This is a genomic window from Sulfitobacter sp., assembly GCF_036961165.1.
Classification (GTDB): domain Bacteria; phylum Pseudomonadota; class Alphaproteobacteria; order Rhodobacterales; family Rhodobacteraceae; genus Sulfitobacter.
Genome location: NZ_JBALVJ010000066.1, coordinates 1 through 18793, shown reverse-complemented (window position 1 = coordinate 18793; position 18793 = coordinate 1). Strand labels below are relative to the sequence as shown.

18 protein-coding genes and 1 pseudogene are annotated in these 18793 nt (G+C 56.0%); 8 read left to right on the top strand and 11 right to left on the bottom strand.

The features are described 5' to 3' along the window. Positions 1-162: 162 nt before the first annotated feature. Positions 163-1188 carry an MFS transporter gene (locus V7730_RS18540; protein ID WP_335749073.1) on the bottom strand — a complete coding sequence of 342 codons (1026 nt, stop codon included), beginning with the start codon at positions 1186-1188 and terminating at the stop codon, positions 163-165. A gap of 861 nt (positions 1189-2049) precedes the next feature. Then, positions 2050-2943 (bottom strand): LysR family transcriptional regulator, encoded by an 894-nt coding sequence (locus V7730_RS18535; RefSeq protein ID WP_335749072.1) that lies wholly within the window; start codon positions 2941-2943, stop codon positions 2050-2052. Between the two features lie 98 nt (positions 2944-3041). Between V7730_RS18535 and V7730_RS18530 the strand changes: the two genes are divergently transcribed. Both V7730_RS18530 and V7730_RS18525 read left to right on the top strand, forming a co-directional pair. Further along, positions 3042-3521 carry a cupin domain-containing protein gene (locus tag V7730_RS18530; RefSeq protein WP_335749071.1) on the top strand — a complete coding sequence of 160 codons (480 nt, stop codon included), beginning with the start codon at positions 3042-3044 and terminating at the stop codon, positions 3519-3521. Positions 3522-3684: 163 nt separating this feature from the next. After that, a complete protein-coding gene (locus tag V7730_RS18525) occupies positions 3685-4296 on the top strand; it encodes a dimethylsulfonioproprionate lyase family protein (RefSeq protein ID WP_335749070.1) in 612 nt (203 codons plus the stop codon). A gap of 429 nt (positions 4297-4725) precedes the next feature. On the opposite strand, the pseudogene V7730_RS18520 reads toward V7730_RS18525, so the two are convergent. Further along, positions 4726-4821 (bottom strand): annotated as a pseudogene (locus V7730_RS18520) (cold-shock protein); the annotation flags it as partial. 200 nt (positions 4822-5021) lie between these two features. On the opposite strand from V7730_RS18520, the gene V7730_RS18515 reads away from it, so the two are divergent. The 6 genes from V7730_RS18515 to V7730_RS18490 are packed head-to-tail and all read left to right on the top strand — an operon-like array spanning position 5022 to position 10347. After that, the gene (locus V7730_RS18515; RefSeq protein ID WP_335749069.1) at positions 5022-5774 is read left to right on the top strand and encodes a FadR/GntR family transcriptional regulator; all 753 of its coding nucleotides are present in this window, start codon (positions 5022-5024) and stop codon (positions 5772-5774) included. Then, entirely contained in the window at positions 5771-6757 is a 987-nt protein-coding gene (gene denD, locus V7730_RS18510; protein ID WP_335749068.1) for a D-erythronate dehydrogenase, read from the top strand. The genes V7730_RS18515 and denD overlap by 4 nt, the downstream gene beginning before the upstream one ends. A gap of 53 nt (positions 6758-6810) precedes the next feature. Further along, complete coding sequence (gene ltnD, locus V7730_RS18505) at positions 6811-7695, top strand: L-threonate dehydrogenase (protein ID WP_335749067.1); 885 nt, start codon at positions 6811-6813, stop codon at positions 7693-7695. After that, a complete protein-coding gene (gene otnK, locus V7730_RS18500) occupies positions 7695-8939 on the top strand; it encodes a 3-oxo-tetronate kinase (RefSeq protein WP_335749066.1) in 1245 nt (414 codons plus the stop codon). Before ltnD ends, otnK begins: the two co-directional genes overlap by 1 nt. Continuing rightward, on the top strand, positions 8936-9580 hold the full coding sequence (gene otnC, locus V7730_RS18495) for a 3-oxo-tetronate 4-phosphate decarboxylase (protein WP_335749065.1): 645 nt from the start codon (positions 8936-8938) through the stop codon (positions 9578-9580). The genes otnK and otnC overlap by 4 nt, the downstream gene beginning before the upstream one ends. Next, a complete protein-coding gene (locus tag V7730_RS18490) occupies positions 9580-10347 on the top strand; it encodes a hydroxypyruvate isomerase family protein (RefSeq protein WP_335749064.1) in 768 nt (255 codons plus the stop codon). Before otnC ends, V7730_RS18490 begins: the two co-directional genes overlap by 1 nt. Before the next feature lie 455 nt (positions 10348-10802). On the opposite strand, the gene V7730_RS18485 is transcribed toward V7730_RS18490, so the two are convergent. From V7730_RS18485 to V7730_RS18450, 8 genes are all read right to left on the bottom strand, one after another. Continuing rightward, positions 10803-11687: a class I SAM-dependent methyltransferase gene (locus V7730_RS18485; protein ID WP_335749063.1), complete on the bottom strand. Its 885-nt coding sequence runs from the start codon at positions 11685-11687 to the stop codon at positions 10803-10805. A gap of 121 nt (positions 11688-11808) precedes the next feature. After that, positions 11809-12168 carry a DsrE family protein gene (locus V7730_RS18480; protein WP_335749062.1) on the bottom strand — a complete coding sequence of 120 codons (360 nt, stop codon included), beginning with the start codon at positions 12166-12168 and terminating at the stop codon, positions 11809-11811. Positions 12169-12856: 688 nt separating this feature from the next. Then, positions 12857-14512 (bottom strand): acyl-CoA synthetase, encoded by a 1656-nt coding sequence (locus V7730_RS18475; RefSeq protein WP_335749061.1) that lies wholly within the window; start codon positions 14510-14512, stop codon positions 12857-12859. 3 nt (positions 14513-14515) lie between these two features. Beyond that, positions 14516-15316, bottom strand: a complete 801-nt coding sequence (locus V7730_RS18470) for an enoyl-CoA hydratase (protein ID WP_335749060.1) — start codon at positions 15314-15316, stop codon at positions 14516-14518. Between the two features lie 22 nt (positions 15317-15338). Beyond that, on the bottom strand, positions 15339-15788 hold the full coding sequence (locus V7730_RS18465) for an OsmC family protein (RefSeq protein WP_335749059.1): 450 nt from the start codon (positions 15786-15788) through the stop codon (positions 15339-15341). Between the two features lie 74 nt (positions 15789-15862). Next, positions 15863-17005, bottom strand: a complete 1143-nt coding sequence (locus V7730_RS18460) for a glycine cleavage T C-terminal barrel domain-containing protein (RefSeq protein WP_335749058.1) — start codon at positions 17003-17005, stop codon at positions 15863-15865. Between the two features lie 161 nt (positions 17006-17166). Beyond that, entirely contained in the window at positions 17167-17658 is a 492-nt protein-coding gene (locus V7730_RS18455) for an Lrp/AsnC family transcriptional regulator (RefSeq protein WP_335749057.1), read from the bottom strand. A 935-nt stretch (positions 17659-18593) separates the two neighbouring features. Beyond that, a partial coding sequence (locus V7730_RS18450) for a transposase (RefSeq protein ID WP_443070247.1) occupies positions 18594-18793 on the bottom strand: 200 nt, incomplete at its 5' end.

The following is an 18793-nucleotide window of genomic DNA, read 5'->3' as shown; positions in this document are numbered from 1 at the left end:
ACGCAGAGAACCGTATCCCACGGAAGCTGTAGGGTCGACGTGGACGGCCCTTAGCGGACATTGACTTCACTAAAAAATGCCGCAGCGCGGCGTTCCCATAACAGACGTTCAGTCGCAGCGTCATCGGAGCAAAAAGCGCGACGACTCGATGGGCGTTCAGCTTTACCAGATGATTTTTCGCGCGGTAATTGCGGACATAATTCCAAGCCCTGCTGCAATCCAAAGAGCCGCGGTATAGCCTCCGCCCCAGTCGTAGGTTTGGCCTGCGAGCCACGGTGCGAGCAGTCCTGCAACGCCCCAAGCCGTGAAGACACGTCCATAGGCATGCGCGCCATTCTCGCCAGAAAATAGGATGGCAATGGCTGCCGGATAGGTTGCTATTGTTCCTCCATAGGCGAAACCTACAACCCCGAGGAGCGGGATCGTTACGCTTGGGAAAACTGAAAGCGCAAGCAACGCCACAGCACTGAGGAGTGGCAAGATTGTGAGTATGAAGCGATGGGAAACCCTGTCAGATAGCCATCCAGAGAGGAGGCTACCTACAAGGTTGCAGCCTGCTATGGCGGCAGCCGCGATCCAACCAGAATAACCCGCAGTTTCTGAAATTCCTGCGGCGTGGCCTATTGCCATAAGTCCGGCAAAAACACAGCTGCCATATGCTACCCAGATCGTAACAATACGGCCCCACGGCAAGCTGACGTCGTTCGAATCCGCTTTTGTGCTGGAGTATTGCACGCCGCTCCGCGCGACTAAAACGGGCGCACCAATACCGACAAAAATGACGGCTGAACCGAGGGCAGTCATAGCCGAAACAAAACCTCCAAACGCCAATGCCACTTCAAATCCGTATGGGGCCAGCACAGCCCCCAAGGCGTAAGCTGCCGTGACGACGCCCATGGCGAGGCCCGAATGATCCGGGTTGGCGCGTGCTGCGAACTGGAGCCCAAAGCCATAACCCAGACCGTTAGCGATACCGAAGATCAGGCTATACCCAATCAAGACGGTTTCTACGCTGCTTCCAGTTCCTGCAATGCCTGCCCCAACGGCACCAAGGAGTGCGACCCAGATATAGATTGTCGCTGGCTGCAGGCGGGAATAGACGGCCGGACCAAACCAAACTGCGGTTGTCAGAAAGACCAAACTGAATGAATAAATCAAGCTGACTGTCGCGCGAGACGTTTCGAACATAGTTTCCAGAGGCACTAGAAAAACTGAAAACGCATGTATCGAGCCGAGCACCATCGACACCATTGAAGCGGCGAACAGGACTTTGCGTCCTTGAGGGCTAGGCGGACTCATGGACGAACTGTAGCGTAAGTGGCATGTTTGGCAACTGCGCGAGCGCTGCTTAAGAAGCAGGTGAAACTTGAAGAGGCTCACCGATCGAAGCTGAAGCTAATCTAATTATTTCACGCGCTTCGAAGCACATCGATGTCGAAGACGTCCCTTAGAGGGTCGATATCTGAAATCTGTAACTTGGAGAGGGTTGGTCTCTAGAAGTTGCTGTCAGGTACAGGACATCCATCGTATGGGATGATCTGTTCGACAATGCTCAGGCAGCACTCGATGAATGTACTGGCAACCATCCACAAAGATGGCTCCGTGGCCTTTGTCAGAGGCGCTTCAAACGTGATTTCGTTTAAACGATTGGCTAAGCGCGAACAGCTTAGATTGATCATTTTCTATCGTGCGGCCTAGGTCTTCTTTGGAACAATATCTTAACGGCAATCGACAAAACGACCGACGAGATCGCGTCCTAATTCACCCTCTTCCATAGATCTGAGGTGCTATCCTCACGTTCGCTGTGGCAGTCCAGAAAGTTGACCTTGTTGTCACGGAGTTGCTTGGTGAACGTCGCCGAACCTTCCATCACATCGACTGTCCTGTCGTAGAGCGGCGGCGGCTTCGTGCGGCCCGCCTCGCCGAATTCCAGAAACAAAGGGCTATCAACGACTGGTTCGGAAGGGCCAGAAAGCGAATCGGGATCGGTTAATATCCCAAGGGCGCCCTTCCCCCGCCCAGCAAACCAATCTCATGCGTCGCGATGATCTAGATGCTCAGTCCGTCATGCGTTTGGATCCAGTCCAAGACCGCAATGACATCGGGCCGTGCGGCAAGCCCGTCACGCGCGGCGACAAAATAACCGCGCTGCGATGTAACACTGGGACCGGCAATTCGCACAAGAGCGCCTGTTTCAAGGAAACTATCGAGCAATCCCGCCCAGCTCAGGCAAACGCCCTGTCCTGCCAACGCCGCATTCACAAGCATCGCGTAGTTGTTGAAGTCCATGAGCTGTCTGGGTTCCAGCTGGGGCTTGCCCGTTGCTTCCAACCAAGCCGGCCAATCATACCAATGACGCCGCCCCGATTGCATGGTGAGCAACGTCAAGCGGGTATAGTCGACATCACTGGCGCTTACCTCCTTGCGCGCGAGATAAAGCGGGTTTGCGACAGGAAATACATCTTCGCTTAGAATCCGGGTTTCACTAGGTTGGGTCGGGTCCGGCAGCCCAAAGCGCACCGAAACCTCTGAGGTGGGGGTTGCCTCCCCATGTTCGTGGCTCATGATACGGATTGTCAGTTCCGGAAAGGCTACCTTTAGATTCTCAAGCCGAGGGATCAGCCAAAACGCCACAAAGCCCGATGGACCGCTTATGGTGATCGCCTGTTTGCCGTTCCCCTGCCGCAACACGTCGACAGCCTGCTCGATCTGGCCGAAGCCGCTGCGCAAGGCACGCACCAAGACGCGCCCCTCTTCTGTCAATCGCGCAGGTTTATGAGTGCGATCGAACAACCGACAGCCGAGATCGGCTTCGAGCGCCGCTATCCGGCGGCTTATTGCAGGTTGCGACACATTCAGTTCTGAAGCGGCACCAGTGAGAGAGCCGTTCCGCACAGCGGCGTAAAAGGCCGTCAGGCCTGAAAAGGACGGGAGTGATATCATAACATAACCTCAAAGTATAATATGTATCATCTTATCGATATTGCGGGACTGCACAACCGAGGCTACCAAAGAGCTACAATCCATTGAGGGAGATCAACATGTCCGAAGCAGCCCTTCACGACATCGACACGCTTGAGGCAACTTATGTCGACGCATTGCCACAGGCCGACAACAATCCCTTCGCCCCGACGGGCATGGCTTTTATTGTCGACGCGGCGACAACACCGCTGGAAGGCGGCACAGACCCAATCTATGGTACCGTGCAGTGGCGGACGCTGATCAGCGGCGATGAGCAGACCAAGCGCGAATTTGTTCTAGGCATTGCAGAATTTGAACCGTTTGGCACGCTGATGCAGCATCGCCACGATCCTGCGGAGTTCTATCTTGGCATCGAAGGCGACGGAATTGTTACCATCGACGGCGTGCCGCATCGCGTCGCAGAGGGCATAGCTGTCTATATCCCCGCGAATGCCGAACATGGCATAATTGCAGGGTCATGCGGTCTGCGCATGACATATGGCTTCGCAGAAGGCGCATTTTCCGATGTGGAATACCGTTTCTCGGCATCAACCCACTGAGTATTCTACGGACAGCCTCCATAGCGGGTTTTCTCAGGCTGGAAGAATGCCGGATCTACCAACTAACTCTGAACTAAATCGCACAGACAACTGTGCGCTCCATTCCGGAGGGCAAGGAGTGATCTGTGCGCATCAAAAAACTGCTGCCCCAGGAGATACAACGATGAAGCATGATCTTTTTCAAGCGATGCTAGAAGTGATCGCAGTTGAATATGAGGCGGAATGTGATCCACTGGGACCGCACACGGCGCAAACCCTGATGGTGACACCGTCGCCGGTTGCCTTTGATCCGTTGCCGCTAGGCGCTTTCGATGCAAGCATTCGTACTGTTCTAGCCACAAGCAACCATCCCGTCGCGCGGGCAGCGCTCGCGGCACAAGAACAGGTGCCCTGGGGATCGAACCCGGTGGAAGATCTGACCGAGGACAGTATTGCAGCGATGATCAACGTGGCCACTCTTATGGGGCCCGATGGGCCAATCCCCGCGCCGGATGTGCGGCTGGGATTGGTCTATATGCGGCCCGACAGCTACTACCCGCTGCACCTCCACGATGCCGATGAGACCTATGTGATTGTTGCGGGACAGGCATTGTGGAAGGCGGGCGAGGATGTCCGCATGCGCGGGGCGGGTGAAATGATCCATCATCCTAGCCTGATGCCACATGCCTTCCGGACCGGCCCAGAAGGATTTCTCGCGATTTGGCGTTGGAGCGGGGATATCAATACCCACTCTTATGCCTTTGTTGAAGACTTGGGCGGCGTGCTCTCGGCATGATGCGATCCAATAGGCCCGGTAGCGAGCGCCTTGCCAGCGAAGACGAGCAAGGCTCCAAGGCCCGCTGACACTGGACCTCCGGCGGCAACTCATACCTGCAGCGAAAGTCCGGTTCCCGCCCCCTTCTGTTGGAGGAACACGAACGGCCCAATGCTGCCGTCCACCGGTCATTCTGGTGCAGCGCTGCAGTTTTCGCATTGCTGCCATTGATGACAAGCGCAGCATTTTCGATAACCGGATTCCTACTGGGCGTATTTATTTCCGCCGTTCTCACAGTTCTTTGCAGTCATCGGGTTCTATACTGATTGACGGGGCATCCTTAGTGAACGCTCGCCCCCCCCGGTGAGATCGTCATTCGCCTGGCCATAATGTCGAAGCGCAACGAAAAGGGCACCCAAGGGTGCCCTGTTCCAAATTCGGATCGATCGTTCAGGCGAGCTGAAGATTTGCCGCCGATTCGCGGCCGTCACCACCGGACTCGATTTCAAATGTAACTTCCTGATCGTCGTTCAACGAAGTCAGGCCTACGGCCATTCCATTTGCTTTGCGACCCGCGATCCTGAGGACATGCTTATCAAGGCTTGGGCGACCTGAACACGCTCCACATACACTTGCAATTTTGTCAGTTGACAAAGAATTGGTATACTGGTCTGATATCCGTACCAGTATACCAATACGCCGCGCTTGTTTATAGAGATGTGGCCGTTTTTCGGGGAGGGGAATACATGGGAAACGCGACGTTTCTGGATATCAACAACACCTCTTTGGAAAAAGTGGCTCACCGGTCCGTCAAGGACGAAGTGGCCGAACGGGTTGCGACCCTGATCGCGTCCGGCGTTCTGAGTGTCGGCGCCAAGCTGCCCAGCGAGCGTGATCTGGCAGCAACGATGGGCGTCAGCCGTGAGACAGTTCGCGGCGCTTTGCTGATCCTTTCGACCAAGGGGATCTTGTCGATCGTGCAGGGCGCGCGCACGAAAGTCATCTCTGGGAATGTGGGCAATCTGGGCTTGTCCGCGTTGTCAAACGGCCGTGTGACAGACTATTCGCTGGAGGATGTGCATGAAGGGCGGCTCATGGTCGAGGCTCGTCTTTCGGAACTTGCCTCTACCCGCATTGATGCCAAAACTCTGGACGCGCTTTCAGCTCTGATAAAAGTGCAGGAAAAGGCGATGAATAATCCGGTCAACTTTTTGATCGCGGACCGTGCGTTTCACACCGCTGTCTACCAGTCCAGCGGCAATGCCGTTTTATCCGATCTCGCTGCGACCCTCTATTCTTACCAGCTTGACGATCGTCGCCGCGCTGTCAGCAAAGCAGGTGCCATAGCGCAAAGCATTGCCGACCACCGCCTGATCCTGGCGGCACTCGTCGCACGCGATGCCGATGCGCTGGCCAAGGCGATGGGCGTACATGAGCGCCGCATTTACGACAGCACCCGTGAACTGCTGGCAAACCCCACAAATGAGGTGAAGACATGAGAGTTGCGATCATTGGTGCGGCCGGCATGATTGGCCGCAAACTGGCGGAACGCATTGCTACAACAGGCCGCATCGGCGGGCAGACCGTCGATGCAATGACACTGGTCGACGTGATCATCCCGCAGGTGGCTGAGGATTTCGCGGGCGAGAGGGATGCTTTTGCCGCCGATCTGTCCGCGCCAGACGTCGCATCGCGTGTGATCGCGGAACGTCCCGAAGTGATTGTGCATCTTGCCGCCATCGTCTCTGGTGAGGCAGAGGCGGATATGGAAAAGGGTTACCGCGTCAATCTCGACGGTACGCGTGCGCTGCTGGAGGCGATTGCCAGCATCGACAGCTACTGCCCCCGCGTGATCTATGCCTCTTCACTGGCCGTGTTCGGCGCACCGTTTCCGGCAAAAATCCCCGATGACTACCACCTGACGCCGCTCACCAGCTATGGCACTCAAAAGGCAATGGGCGAGATGTTGCTGAACGACTATTCCCGCCGCGGTCTACTTGACGGCATCGGCATCCGCTTTCCCACAATCTGCATCCGGCCTGGAAAACCGAACAAGGCCGCCTCCAGCTTTTATTCGGGAATCCTACGCGAGCCGTTGAACGGAAAAGAAGCGATCCTGCCCGTCGACGACGATGTGCGACATTGGTTTGCGAGCCCGCGTGCCGCTGTCGGGTATATTGATCACGCGGCCACGCTTGATACTGCTACTATGGGTGCGCAACGCTGCATGACCATGCCGGGTGTGAGCGCCACCGTGAGTGAGCAGATCAAGGCTCTGCGCGCGGTCGCAGGTGACGGCGCAGTGGCGCTGATCCGCCGCGTGCCCGACCCTGCTGTGGTGAATATCATCGCAGGCTGGCCACGCGATTTTGATACTGCACGTGCCCTGTCATTGGGCTTTCGTGCCGAGCAAACATTCGGAGAGATCATCGCAGTCTATCTGGAGGACGAAATGGGCCAAAAGGCCCAGAACGGGGCCTGAACGTCCCTGCCATAACACTTTGGCCGGTCGAGTGTGTATTTGGGGAGTAGACGATGTTGATTGATTTCGTGGGCCTTGGCTCGATGGGGCTCGGGATGGCGGTCAGCCTTGTGAAGGCGGGCCATACTGTGCGCGGCTTTGATCCTGCGGCGACGCGGGTCGAGATGCTGATTGCGCAGGGTGGCTCCGCGTTTGGAGACGCAGCGAATGAGGCCGACGCGGTAGTCAGTGCGGTGCTCAATGCCGATCAGACGCGCGCAGTTCTATTTGGCGAACAGGGTGTGGCTAAGCGCCTTCGGCCGGGAGGTGTGATCATCTCCTGCGCGACCGTCTCGCCCGCATTTGCGGCGGAAATGGAGGCGCAGGCGGCAGAGATCGGCTTGCTCTACCTCGATTCTCCGATCTCGGGTGGTGCTATCAAGGCCGCCGCAGGGCAGCTGTCGATTATGGCGGCGGGCACGGTCGAGGCCTTTGGCGTGGCGGGTCCAGCGCTGGAGGCGATGGCGGAGACAGTACACCGTCTGGGCGAGCATGCAGGGCCCGGTTCGGCCATGAAAGCAGTGAACCAGCTTCTCGCAGGTGTTCATATCGCCGCCATGGGCGAAGCACTGGCCTTTGGCGCGTCCCAAGGGTTGACGCCTGCGCAGGTGGTGCAGGTTGTCTCGGTCTCTGCCGGTACGTCGTGGATGTTCGAGAACCGCGCACCCCATGTGGTGGACGGCGATTACACACCTCGTTCAAAAGTGGACATCTGGCTAAAAGACCTCGGCATCGTGACAGACATCGCGGCATCCTCCGCCCTGCCAGTGCCAATATCATCCAACGCGCTGGCGCAGTTTCGCGCGGCGTCCGAAGCCGGCTTGGGCGATGAGGACGACTCCGCCATCGCCAAATACTTTGCCCGCGCAGGCGGCGTAATCCTGCCGGGAGATAGCTGATGTTGCTGGGCTGCATTGGAGACGACTTCACGGGTTCCAGCGATTTGGCGAATACGCTGGCCAAGGCGGGCATGCGCACGGTGCAATACAGCGGTGTGCCAGACCGCCCTGCGGATGCAGATGTGCAAACCGGTGTTGTCGCCCTGAAAACGCGTTCCATTCCGGCTGCGGATGCTATCGCACAATCGCTCATGGCACTTGATTGGTTACTGGAGCAGGGCTGCGCGCAGATCTATTTCAAATATTGTTCAACCTTCGACAGCACGGCGGAGGGCAATATTGGCCCTGTCGCTGAAGCTTTAGCGGACGCTTTGGATGCGCGAGCCGTCATCGTCTGCCCCGCGTTTCCCGGAACGGGCCGGTCGATCTATCAAGGTCATCTGTTCGTGAAGGATGTCCTGCTGAACGAAAGCGGAATGCAGAACCACCCGCTGACGCCTATGACGGACCCGGACATCAGACGGGTTCTGGGCGCACAATCAAAAGGGCCGGTGGGCCATGTGGAAGCGGCCACAGTGTTGTCTGGCGCCTGTGCTATTCGCGCCCGCCTTGATAGCGAAGCCGCGGCAGGCAAACGGCTTATTGTCGTTGATGCCTTACAGGACGCGGACCTGATGCACATCGGCATGGCGGCCAAGGGGCTCAGGCTGGTTACAGGCGGATCAGGGGCGGCGCTTGGGTTGCCTGCGAATTTCGGAATTACAGCGCAAGACAGAGCGCTGTGGACCGGCGAAAAGGGGAAATGCGTTATTCTATCAGGGTCATGTTCCATTGCGACACGTAGCCAGATCGCGCATCACAAAACATCACATCCGTCCATGGAAGTAAGCGCCGATATGTTGTTCGCCGGACAGATCACCGCAGAGACTGCCGCAGACTGGGCAATGAATGCAGACGGGTTGCCGCTGGTGTACAGCGCCGCTGATCCGGACGTGGTTACCGCCGCGCAAGATAAATACGGGCGCGATGAGAGTGCCGGGAAATTCGAGCAGTTCTTTGCCGACGTAGCAATAATGTGTACCGCAAAGGGGGTGCACAAATTGCTGACCGCCGGTGGGGAAACCTCTGGCGCTGTGGTGGAAGGGTTGGCCCTTACGCAACTCGAAATCGGACCGGAGATTGATCCGGGCGTACCTGCGCTGCGAGCGCGCGACAGGCTTGTACTGGCGTTGAAGTCAGGTAACTTTGGCAGCGTTGATTACTTTGAGAAAGCCGCCAGAATTTTGGACGGAAGCAAAACATGACCACCGCCTTGCGCGAACAGATATGCCTTCTGGCAAAATCCATGTTTGATCGTGGTTTGACGGGGGGCAGCACGGGTAACATTTCTGCGCGCACTGACGATGGCGGGCTTCTTGTCTCGCCGACGGGGACCAGTTTTGGCAGGCTGGACCCCGCGCGGCTTTCGCATTTTGACGCAAACGGCACGCTGGTTGACGGTGACCCGCCCACAAAGGAAATGCCGCTGCACGCGGCATTCTACGATACGCGCAGCACAGCGGGTGCAGTTGTGCATCTGCATTCTTGCCATTCGGTTGCGTGGTCGATGATGCCGGATGTGAACGCCGATAACTTTCTGCCGCCCATGACGCCCTATGCCATCATGAAATTGGGGCGCGTGAAGCTGCTGCCGTTTTACCGGCCCGGTGATCCCGCAATGGGGGAGGCAGTGCGCGGATTGGCAGGCAAGAGGTCCGCTGTGATGCTGGCCAATCACGGGCCAGTGGTAGCGGGCAAGGACGTCGAAGCCGCGTGCAACGCCATTGAAGAACTCGAAGACACTGCGCGCCTTGCGATGCTGATGCGCGGCATCCCTGCGCGCATGCTGGACGCAACCCAGGTGCGCGATCTGGTGACACATTTCGATATTGAATGGGACGACTGATGCAATTTTCCGCGAACTTAGGTTTTCTGTGGACGGAGCTGGCGCTGCCTGATGCAATTCGGGCCGCGAAAGCAGCGGGATTTGACGCCGTCGAATGCCATTGGCCCTACGATGTTGATAGCGCACAGGTCAAAGCGGCTTTGGTCGAAACCGAGCTGACGATGCTGGGGTTAAACACATCGCGGGGTGATGTTTCTGCGGGTGACAACGGACTGTCTGCGCTGCCGAACCGTATTCCACAAGCCCGCGCTGCAATTGATCAGGCGTTGGCCTACGGCGATGCTATCGGTGCGCGCAACATCCATGTTATGGCAGGGTTTTCGCGCGGCGTAGAGGCGCATAGGACCTTTGTGGAAAATCTGAAGTACGCCTGTGCTCTGGCTGCGGCCAAGGGCATTTTCATCTTGATCGAACCGCTCAATCGCTATGACGCGCCTGGATACTTCCTCCAAACGACAGAACAGGCCACGGCGATCATTGCCGAAGTGGGCGCCCCAAACCTAAAGCTAATGTTTGACTGCTATCATGTGCAGCTTATGGAGGGCGACCTGACCAATAAGCTGGCACACCTGCAAGATCACATCGGCCACATCCAGTTTGCAAGCGTCCCGGACCGGGGCGCGCCGGACCATGGAGAGATCAACTTCGACCACGTTTTTCACGTGATCAAAGGGCTTGGGTATTCAATGCCACTCGGGGCGGAATACAAACCACAAGGTGCAACGGATATGCCGTTGCAATGGTTGGAAAAAGCGCGGTTAATTTAGGTGCTCAAGACTGCACATTTCAATCAAACCAGCCAGCAGAAGCAATGGCCGCACAGTTCGTTGAGACTACAAAATCAAAGTGGAAGTTCGGTTAAGCCGCGGCGCTACCGAAAGTGCGCTCACGTGAAGGAATAGGCTTTCTGCGCATGCTAAAGCTGCGCCTGCAAAAGGCTTGAATACGTTCGCTTTGCAGTCCTTGATGCTCGTCGCGAGCGAATGTTCGGTTCCCGCCCTTCCTGCAAGCAACTCCCAACAACACGAACGGCCCTGAGCGGACCTTGGTGCAACACGCAGCGAACGGCCGCTCCGAGCCCTCTTTAACATTTTTCTGCATCATAGCGAATGACAGCTATGGCGACAGTTAGCACATGCTGACCCACCAGATGGCAGACAAAGCAGCCCAGTTTTACGATAAAAGGGGCATCGGACTGAACCGACACCCCTTGGGTCGTATCTTAGTCCGGGTTTGTGGCAGTGATCATCCAAGACGAGCTTGGCATGATAATGCCGTCTTTTGATGTATTTTGCCGCTCAATCGCTTCTCCAAGAGCAGCCTCAATCATACTGCGCTTTTCTTCTGCTTCTGCACCGGCCTCTCTGAACACTTCTCCGGCGGGCCCTATAGCGAGTTGAAATGCAATAGCGTCGCTGACGTTGTTACCTATCAAAACTGGGCAATCGACCCGCTTGAATTCAACGTTTTCATAGCCCGCAGATTTCATCATCGAAAAAACCGTTTCCTCATTTGACATTGAAAACGGACCTGGTCCGCACGTTTGGGCATCGTCACCAGGTTGCGGCAGAAATTCCAGCACAATGTCTTTGGCCATTGAAAGCCAAGGATTGTCGGCACGTTCTCTCCAGACGATGTGAGCCATTTTACCGCCTGGACGCAGTGCTTTGCGCATGTTGCGCAGACCCGCGACCGGATTAGCAAAAAACATCGTCCCGAACCGTGCAAATACAAAATCAAAGTCATCTTCTGGCAACGTAATCTCTGCATCGCCGCGCATGAACCGGATGTTTTTAACTCCACGTTCCTGCGCGTCATTGGTCGCGAAGTCCAGAAACGCATCACAGCAATCCAGACCAACAACGTCGCCTTCAGGACCAACAAGATTTGCCAGTTTGATGGCCGTATCGCCAAAACCGCAGCCAACATCAAGCACACGATCGCCGGACCTAACAGGTAGGGACGGAAAAACAGCCTCGCTGTGCTCAGTTAACCCACCAACGAGAACGTGTTTGAACTGAAAGAATTTTGGCGCGAGTATTTCGTTCCAGAATTCCACAAACTCGGTATCTTCAGGATGTGGATTTGATCTCTTCGCAACTGACATTGTGACGGCCTTTCTATTTGTGGTTTGGCCGGGCGTGGACTGGCCAAGGATTTATCAGCGATTGACGAACTGCAGCGAATAGGCTGTTTGCCCTTAACTGGTTCCAATTGCTCATGCAGCATCAAGCCAGTAATTTGGCACCGTCATTTAGAAAGGCGATTGATCGGGCTGCTCCAGCAATTTCTGCGCCTTCTATGAGGTCGTCTGCGCCGATTCCTCGCGCACTCGCACATGCGGGACAAACCCAAAGCTGGCCTTTGTTTCGAAGATAACTGTTGAAAAGTTCTGCCATGCTTGGGTAGTTTTCGAGGGCCAACCCATCAATACCACCTTTTGTAGCCATCCGAACGGCTTCGCCGGTCATGAATACTGCAGTTTCATCTTCCTTGGCTGCAGAAGCGCCCGCAATAATCATAGACACAGTAGCCTTTTCCAGATCATCGCTTCCGAAAATACAGTTGATTAGGAATTTACCAGACATTAAATTTTTCCTCCGTTTTATTATTTTTACAGGGTGGCAACCATGTGATGCCACATCTGCAAGAAGCCCATCAACAACGCAAACGCCACCCCAACAGCAAAGCTGCTGTCCATTTTACAGGATTTTGGAGGGTGGGTTTGCGACATATATTTGCCGCTTATGGTGCGACGCTATCTGTTTAGTTATGGGATGCAACCGAGTAATTTTTGCTTGCGGGCTTTGCGTCCTAAGTGGTTCGACGACCAGATGGGTATTCTTCAAAGTGAAATGGTCCTACTTTTTCGAAGTGGTTTGAGGCTTGGCTAAGACGCATCTGGTCTGTGTTCATGCCGCTTTTCGGATTTCCGCTTGGGTGCAGTATGGGGTGTCCAGCGTACGCTCCTCACGCTCTATGAGTTCGCCAAACCAAACCAGACATTGGTGCTTCTGAAGCGAATGGCGGTTTTGTCCCACTTAGCGGACCTCGATGCAAAACGCAGCGAATGTCTGCAATCCGCCCTTCGTGGAGGCTGCCGCTTCCGGCCCTAACCGGCCATTCGTGGTGTCCGCAGCTAAGGTCCGTTATGAGCCCTTTGTGCAAAATGCTGCGACTTGTATGAAAGGCCGCTAACGAACGAAACAGACCTTGTTTGCAGTGCCAAGGTGCCTTTAACCTTTTGAGCGGCCGTCACAAAAAAGAAAGGTTTGGCTACATTTTTTGGAGTGCTGGCTCAGTTTGTGCAACCAGCTCTCTCGCGCGCTCGCGCATGGCAAATTTCTGGATCTTGCCAGTTGAGGTTCTGGGGATGGTCGTAACGACAAACTTTGCCGGAATTTTGTAGGCCGCGAGCCTATCACGACACCATATGCGCAGCGCCTCGGTGTCGATCTCGTGCCCTGGTGTTAGCTCGATGAAGGCGCAGGGTGTTTCGCCCCATTTCTCATGGGGCATGGCGACCACGGCGGCAATTTCGATGGAGGGGTAGCTGTAGAGCACCTCTTCCACCTCGATGGAGGAAATGTTCTCACCGCCTGAAATGATGATGTCCTTCGAGCGGTCCTTGAGCTGGATATAGCCATCAGGATGCATGACGCCCAGATCGCCGGAATGGAACCAGCCGCCTGCAAACGCCTCTTTCGTAGCCTTGGGGTTGCGGAAATATCCCTTCATGATGACGTTTCCGCGAAACATGACCTCGCCCATCGTCTTGCCGTCACGTGGCACAGGCTGCATTGTTTCGGGGTTCAGTACGTCCAGTTGCTCCAACGGCAGGTAGCGTACACCCTGACGAGACTTGAGCGCGGCTTGCTGGGCCAGTGGCAATTCAGACCACGCGTCGTGCCAATCATTGACGACCGCCGGACCATAGGTTTCGGTTAAGCCATAGAGATGGGTCACGTCAAAGCCTGCGGATTTCATGTCCGCCAACAGCTTTTCGGGCGGCGGCGCGGCGGCGGTGAAGAACTGCACCGTGTGGTCGAGGCCACGCTTGACCGCATCGGGTGCCGATATCATCAGCGACATCACGATCGGAGCCCCGCACAGATGGGTGACACGCTCGTCCGCCAGCGCATCCCAGATCGGTTCGGCGCGAACCTGACGCAGGCACACATGGGTGCCGATGATGGCGGAGAGCGTCCAAGGGAAGCACCAGCCGTTGCAGTGGAACATCGGCAGCGTCCAGAGATAGACGGCATGTTTGCGCATTGAGGTGGTGAGCGCGTTGCCTTGCGCCAAAAGGTATGCGCCACGGTGGTGCGAGACGACGCCCTTTGGATCGCCGGTTGTTCCGGATGTGTAGTTGATTGAAATCGCTTCCCATTCGTCTTCGGGCATCAGCCACGCAAACGCAGGATCGCCATCGGCGAGGAAGCTTTCGTAGTCATCCCCGTCAAACGCCACCCTTGCGCCGTCATATTCTGCGTCGCCATATTGGATCACCAGCGGTTTGACCTCGGCCAGCGCTAGCGCCTCTTGCATCAGGGGCATGAACTCGGAATCTACGATGACGATCTTGGACATCGCATGATCGAGTTGAAAGGCAATAATCGCCGCATCAAGCCGTATGTTGATCGAATGCAGAACGCCCCCGCACATGGGCACCCCATAGTGACATTCCAACATGGCGGGCGTGTTGGGCAGTATGGCTGACACGGTGTCCCCCCGCTCAATCCCGCGCAGCGAAAGCGCCGAAGCAAGTTGCCTTGAGCGCGCATAGAAACCTGCGTAGCTGCGGCGCAACGCACCGTGGATGATCGCCGTGTGATCGGGGAACACCGTGGCTGCGCGTTCCAGAAACGTGAGCGGCGTCAGCGGCTGGTGGTTTGCCGGATTGCGGTCCAGATCGGTGTTGTAAGGGTTCATGTCTCAGGCGTCCTGCCACTGGGGCGCGCGTTTTTCGATGAAGGCGCCGATCCCTTCTTGAGCATCATGCGCAAGCATGTTGTCGACCATCACCCCAGAGGCGTAATCATAAGCCTGCGCCAGCGGCATTTCTCGCTGCGCGTAAAAGGCGCGCTTGCCTGTGGCCAGCGTCATGCTGGATTTGGAGGCGATCTTTCGGGCCACTTTGGTCGTGGCGTCTTGCAGGGCGTCTTCGGGCGCTACGCGATTGATCAAACCGATCTCGGCGGCGCGGGCGGCAGAGGTCATATCGCCGGTTAGCAGCATCTCCATCGCATGTTTGTGCGCCACGTTACGCGACAGGGCAACCATGGGCGTCGAGCAGAAGAGGCCGATGTGAACCCCCGGTGTGCTGAATTGTGCAGTCTCGGAAGCGATGGCCAGATCGCAGCTTGCCACCAGCTGGCAGCCAGCCGCCGTGGCGATGCCGGTGACTTCGGCAATCACGGGCTTGGGGCAGTTGACGATGCCTTGCATCACGCCAGAACACATGGACATCACGGATGCGAAATACGTCTTGCCGCCGTCAGGCCCGCTGCGCCCCGCTGTCATCTCTTTCAGGTCGTGGCCCGCACAAAACGCAGGGCCGTATGCGGCCAGAATAATGACGCGCACGGCAGGATCGTTGTCCGCCGCGGCAAAGGCCGCACCAAGTGCGCCCAGCATCGCCTCGGATAGCGCATTGCGGCGTTTCACATCATTCAGCGTCAGGCGTAGAATGCCCTCATCACTCAGGTCACTTAGTAGGATATCGCTCGACGTCATGGTGCTATTCCTTTGAAGACACTTAGCGGATGTTGATCTCGACACTGTCCGCAAGGGTGTTGGCAATAAAGCAGTAGCGGTGCGCGCGATCCTGCATCTGGGCCATTTCTGCGTCGGTCACGGAAAACCCCGTGTCGAAGCGGACCACAGGATGAAGGTCAATCCGCGTGACAGACATCTGCCCTTTTGGGTTCTTGCCAAGATGCGCCTCGGCATAGTCGTGATAGCTTGCGACCGGCCAGCTGGCTTTCGCCGCCAGCGCAAGAAAGGTCATCATGTGGCAGCTCGACAGCGCCGAGGCCAGCGCCTGCTCGGGGTTTGTATTTTCCGGATTGCCGCCCCAATCGGGGGCCGAGTCCACGGCAATGTCATACAACTGGTTCATCTGCACGGTGTGCGCGTTTGAATAAGAGCCGGTGGCAAACACAGGCTCGGCGCGGTGCCAATGCAGCTCGATGGAAAGATCGGACATGGTGCAAGTCTCTTGTAAAGATGGGAGGGGTGCGGCGCGTGCCACCTCAAGAGTGTGCGCGCCGCCGGGGGGCCTTACGCCGCCGCAATCTGCTTTTTGGGATCATAGAACGGGCGCTCGACGACAATGGCCTTTGTCGGGCCGGACTTTGCAACAACTTCCACCTCAGCCCCCAGCACAGCGGCATCTGCCGCAACCATTGCCAGCGCGATGTTCTTCTCGAGGCGCGGCGAATAGACCGCCGAAGTCACGCGGCCAATTTCGGTGCCGTCTTGGTTGATCATCCAGAAAGTCGTGTTCGGACCAGTAAGCGGCTCGCAATCAATGATAAGGCCGATTTGCTTGCGCTTCGGACCCTCTTCTTTGATGCGGCGCAGGGTTGCCTTGCCGATAAAATCCGCCTCCATGTCGAGGTTCACAAGGCGGTCAAAGCCCAGCTCGAATGGGTTTGTGTTAATGTCGGCATCTGCATGATAAGATAGCATGCCCCCTTCAATTCGGCGAATCGAGGACGTGTGACCGGGCTTGAGACCGTGCGCCATGCCTGCGGCCATAATCCGCTCCCAGAGCTGATCGCCCATTGAGCCGTCGCGTAGATAAAGCTCATAGCCCAGCTCGCTGGACCAGCCTGTACGCGACACGATAAGCGGGATGCCGTCCAGTTCGACTTCGCGCAGCCAGTAGTATTTGAGGTCCATGATGCTTTCGCCGAATAGATCTTGCATAATCAGGCCCGAATTCGGCCCCTGAAGCTGGAGCGGCGACACGTCAGGTTCGCCAATCTTTACGTCCATTCCCGAATGCACGGCAACGCCTTGCGCCCAAAGCAGGATGTCGCTGTCGGCCAGCGAAATCCAGAAGTGGTTTTCCGCCAAGCGCAGCAGGATCGGGTCGTTCAGAATGCCGCCATCGGCATTTGTGATCAGGATGTATTTGCACTGGCCCACGGCCATCTTTGACAGATCACGACAGGTCAGCATCTGGGTGAACTTCGCAGCATCCGGTCCAGTGATCTCAACCTGACGCTCGACCGCCACATCACACAGGATTGCCTCATTTACGAGGTTCCAGAAGTTTTGCTCGGGGCTGCCGAAATCACGCGGGATATACATGTGGTTGTAGACAGAAAACCCCTTGGCGCCCCAACGGACTGTTGCACCGAAATAAGGTGATTTGCGGATCTGTGTGCCAAAGCCAAAGTCGTCTGCTTGTGTCATATTTTCGTGCCTTTTGCAGGTGGCCTGACCGGCCAGTGAAGTGGTAAAACCTGCTGATAATGTAGCTTGAAGCCGACAAAAACTTCGGTCTGATAATGCGCGCCTTTCAGGCTGATCAGACCGATTATAAGGCCACAATCAGCCCGATCAGTCTTCCCGGTCTATTTCGCGCTCTTTGCGACCAGTTTGGCCAGATTGGGTTGGCTGGTTTTGACCTGCCTTGTCGCGATATAGGTCATGTAACGTTCGATCGGGAGGTCCGTGGCAAGCATCTCATCTATCAGAGCCTGAAAGCAGGCAAGGCTCGGCGTCACGACCTTCATCACGTAGTCCATGCCGCCACCGGTCGCGATACAATCCGTCACCTCGTCAAGCTTGCCGATGTACGCCTCGAAACGATCAAATTCAGCCTTACGGTGAGACCCGAGAGAGACAGTCACAACAACTTGCGTGAAATCAACGATGCGCTCCAATGCCAACTCGGCGTGATAGCCTCGGATGTACCCTGCAGTTTTCAGCCGGTCCAGACGCGCCCAGCACGGCGTGGGCGACAGGTTCACCAGTTCGGCCAGTCGCATCTTGCTCAACTGCCCGTGCTGCTGCACAGCGCTCAGGATACGAATATCCGTACCATCAAGACCTAACTTTTTCACGCCAGTGCTTCTTTCATCTATTCGAAGTGCCCGTTGCCCAAATATTCTTAAAGAGAACCCTTCCCCCATAGTCTGGGGCAAAAATCAGAGGTCAGCATCAGTTTTTCCGACTGATCTTCCCTAAATCGCGCCAGCTACCCCACATTATGCTCTGTGTCGGCACGGGAAATGTAACGCCGCGCGGGGCCCGGACAAAGGCGATGAACGATGACTGCACCATGACCAGTTTAGGATTTCGTCAGGCCGCGCTGCACAGTAAGCTGACCTTGGAGCAAAGGCAGCGGAGGGCAGCTTAGTCCCGCTCAGCAGACCTCTATGCACAGCGCAGCTAAGGTCCGCAAAGAGCCCTTAGTGCCCGCTTCGAGTTGCGGCAACGGCGGGCAATATTAATAGTTTGCCAAAATCTTCGCTGGACGCCTGAATGCGTCAGTTCATGATACGGGATATTCTATGGAAAAGAATAAACAATAATTGATGCGCGAGCAGTTACGCCAATTAATAACCCAGTTCCTCGTCTTCACCACGCTGTAGCACAGCAGACCAAAAGGAGCACTATTGCTACCTGACATATACATGTATCGCGTTGGTTCAAAACGAAGCGCAAGAATAGAAAAAGACTTCTAAATTTCAGCAACCTACGCGACAATGCCTACCATTTGGGTTCCCGCAGTCAACACGAATACAAACGCCGAAACATATTTGACCAAAGGGTCCGAACCGCGCGGTGGGTTCATCGTCCAGTTTGCCCACTTGTTATATTCACCAATTTGATTCGTATTGTCCCAATTACTCATAGCACCCTCGCTCAACAGCCCCCACCGAACATGGTCGAATTCGCACACAAACGTGGCAAATTTAGGGCAATTGCGAAGAATTTGTGACGACACAAGTCAGTAATTACAAAGAGTGGCAAATGGCAGCTAAGTCCGGCGGTCTCAACTGATCGACGCAACACATGCATTGAAACGCTCTGCGGGAGTTTCGTATCCCAGCGTCATACGTGGTCGCTCGTTGAGCTGTCTTGCAACGGCGCTCAGCTTTGTTTGACTATGTATCGACAAATCTGTGCCCTTTGGAAAATACTGTCGCAGCAGGCGGTTGGTGTTTTCGTTTGAACCGCGTTGCCACGGGCTGT

Excerpts from the sequence above, each read along its gene's own strand:
- V7730_RS18540 (WP_335749073.1), bottom strand. The coding sequence starts at position 1,188 with ATGTTCGAAACGTCTCGCGCGACAGTCAGCTTGATTTATTCATTCAGT.
- V7730_RS18535 (WP_335749072.1), bottom strand. The coding sequence starts at position 2,943 with ATGATATCACTCCCGTCCTTTTCAGGCCTGACGGCCTTTTACGCCGCT.
- V7730_RS18530 (WP_335749071.1), top strand. The coding sequence starts at position 3,042 with ATGTCCGAAGCAGCCCTTCACGACATCGACACGCTTGAGGCAACTTAT.
- V7730_RS18525 (WP_335749070.1), top strand. The coding sequence starts at position 3,685 with ATGAAGCATGATCTTTTTCAAGCGATGCTAGAAGTGATCGCAGTTGAA.
- V7730_RS18515 (WP_335749069.1), top strand. The coding sequence starts at position 5,022 with ATGGGAAACGCGACGTTTCTGGATATCAACAACACCTCTTTGGAAAAA.
- denD (WP_335749068.1), top strand. The coding sequence starts at position 5,771 with ATGAGAGTTGCGATCATTGGTGCGGCCGGCATGATTGGCCGCAAACTG.
- ltnD (WP_335749067.1), top strand. The coding sequence starts at position 6,811 with ATGTTGATTGATTTCGTGGGCCTTGGCTCGATGGGGCTCGGGATGGCG.
- otnK (WP_335749066.1), top strand. The coding sequence starts at position 7,695 with ATGTTGCTGGGCTGCATTGGAGACGACTTCACGGGTTCCAGCGATTTG.
- otnC (WP_335749065.1), top strand. The coding sequence starts at position 8,936 with ATGACCACCGCCTTGCGCGAACAGATATGCCTTCTGGCAAAATCCATG.
- V7730_RS18490 (WP_335749064.1), top strand. The coding sequence starts at position 9,580 with ATGCAATTTTCCGCGAACTTAGGTTTTCTGTGGACGGAGCTGGCGCTG.
- V7730_RS18485 (WP_335749063.1), bottom strand. The coding sequence starts at position 11,687 with ATGTCAGTTGCGAAGAGATCAAATCCACATCCTGAAGATACCGAGTTT.
- V7730_RS18480 (WP_335749062.1), bottom strand. The coding sequence starts at position 12,168 with ATGTCTGGTAAATTCCTAATCAACTGTATTTTCGGAAGCGATGATCTG.
- V7730_RS18475 (WP_335749061.1), bottom strand. The coding sequence starts at position 14,512 with ATGAACCCTTACAACACCGATCTGGACCGCAATCCGGCAAACCACCAG.
- V7730_RS18470 (WP_335749060.1), bottom strand. The coding sequence starts at position 15,316 with ATGACGTCGAGCGATATCCTACTAAGTGACCTGAGTGATGAGGGCATT.
- V7730_RS18465 (WP_335749059.1), bottom strand. The coding sequence starts at position 15,788 with ATGTCCGATCTTTCCATCGAGCTGCATTGGCACCGCGCCGAGCCTGTG.
- V7730_RS18460 (WP_335749058.1), bottom strand. The coding sequence starts at position 17,005 with ATGACACAAGCAGACGACTTTGGCTTTGGCACACAGATCCGCAAATCA.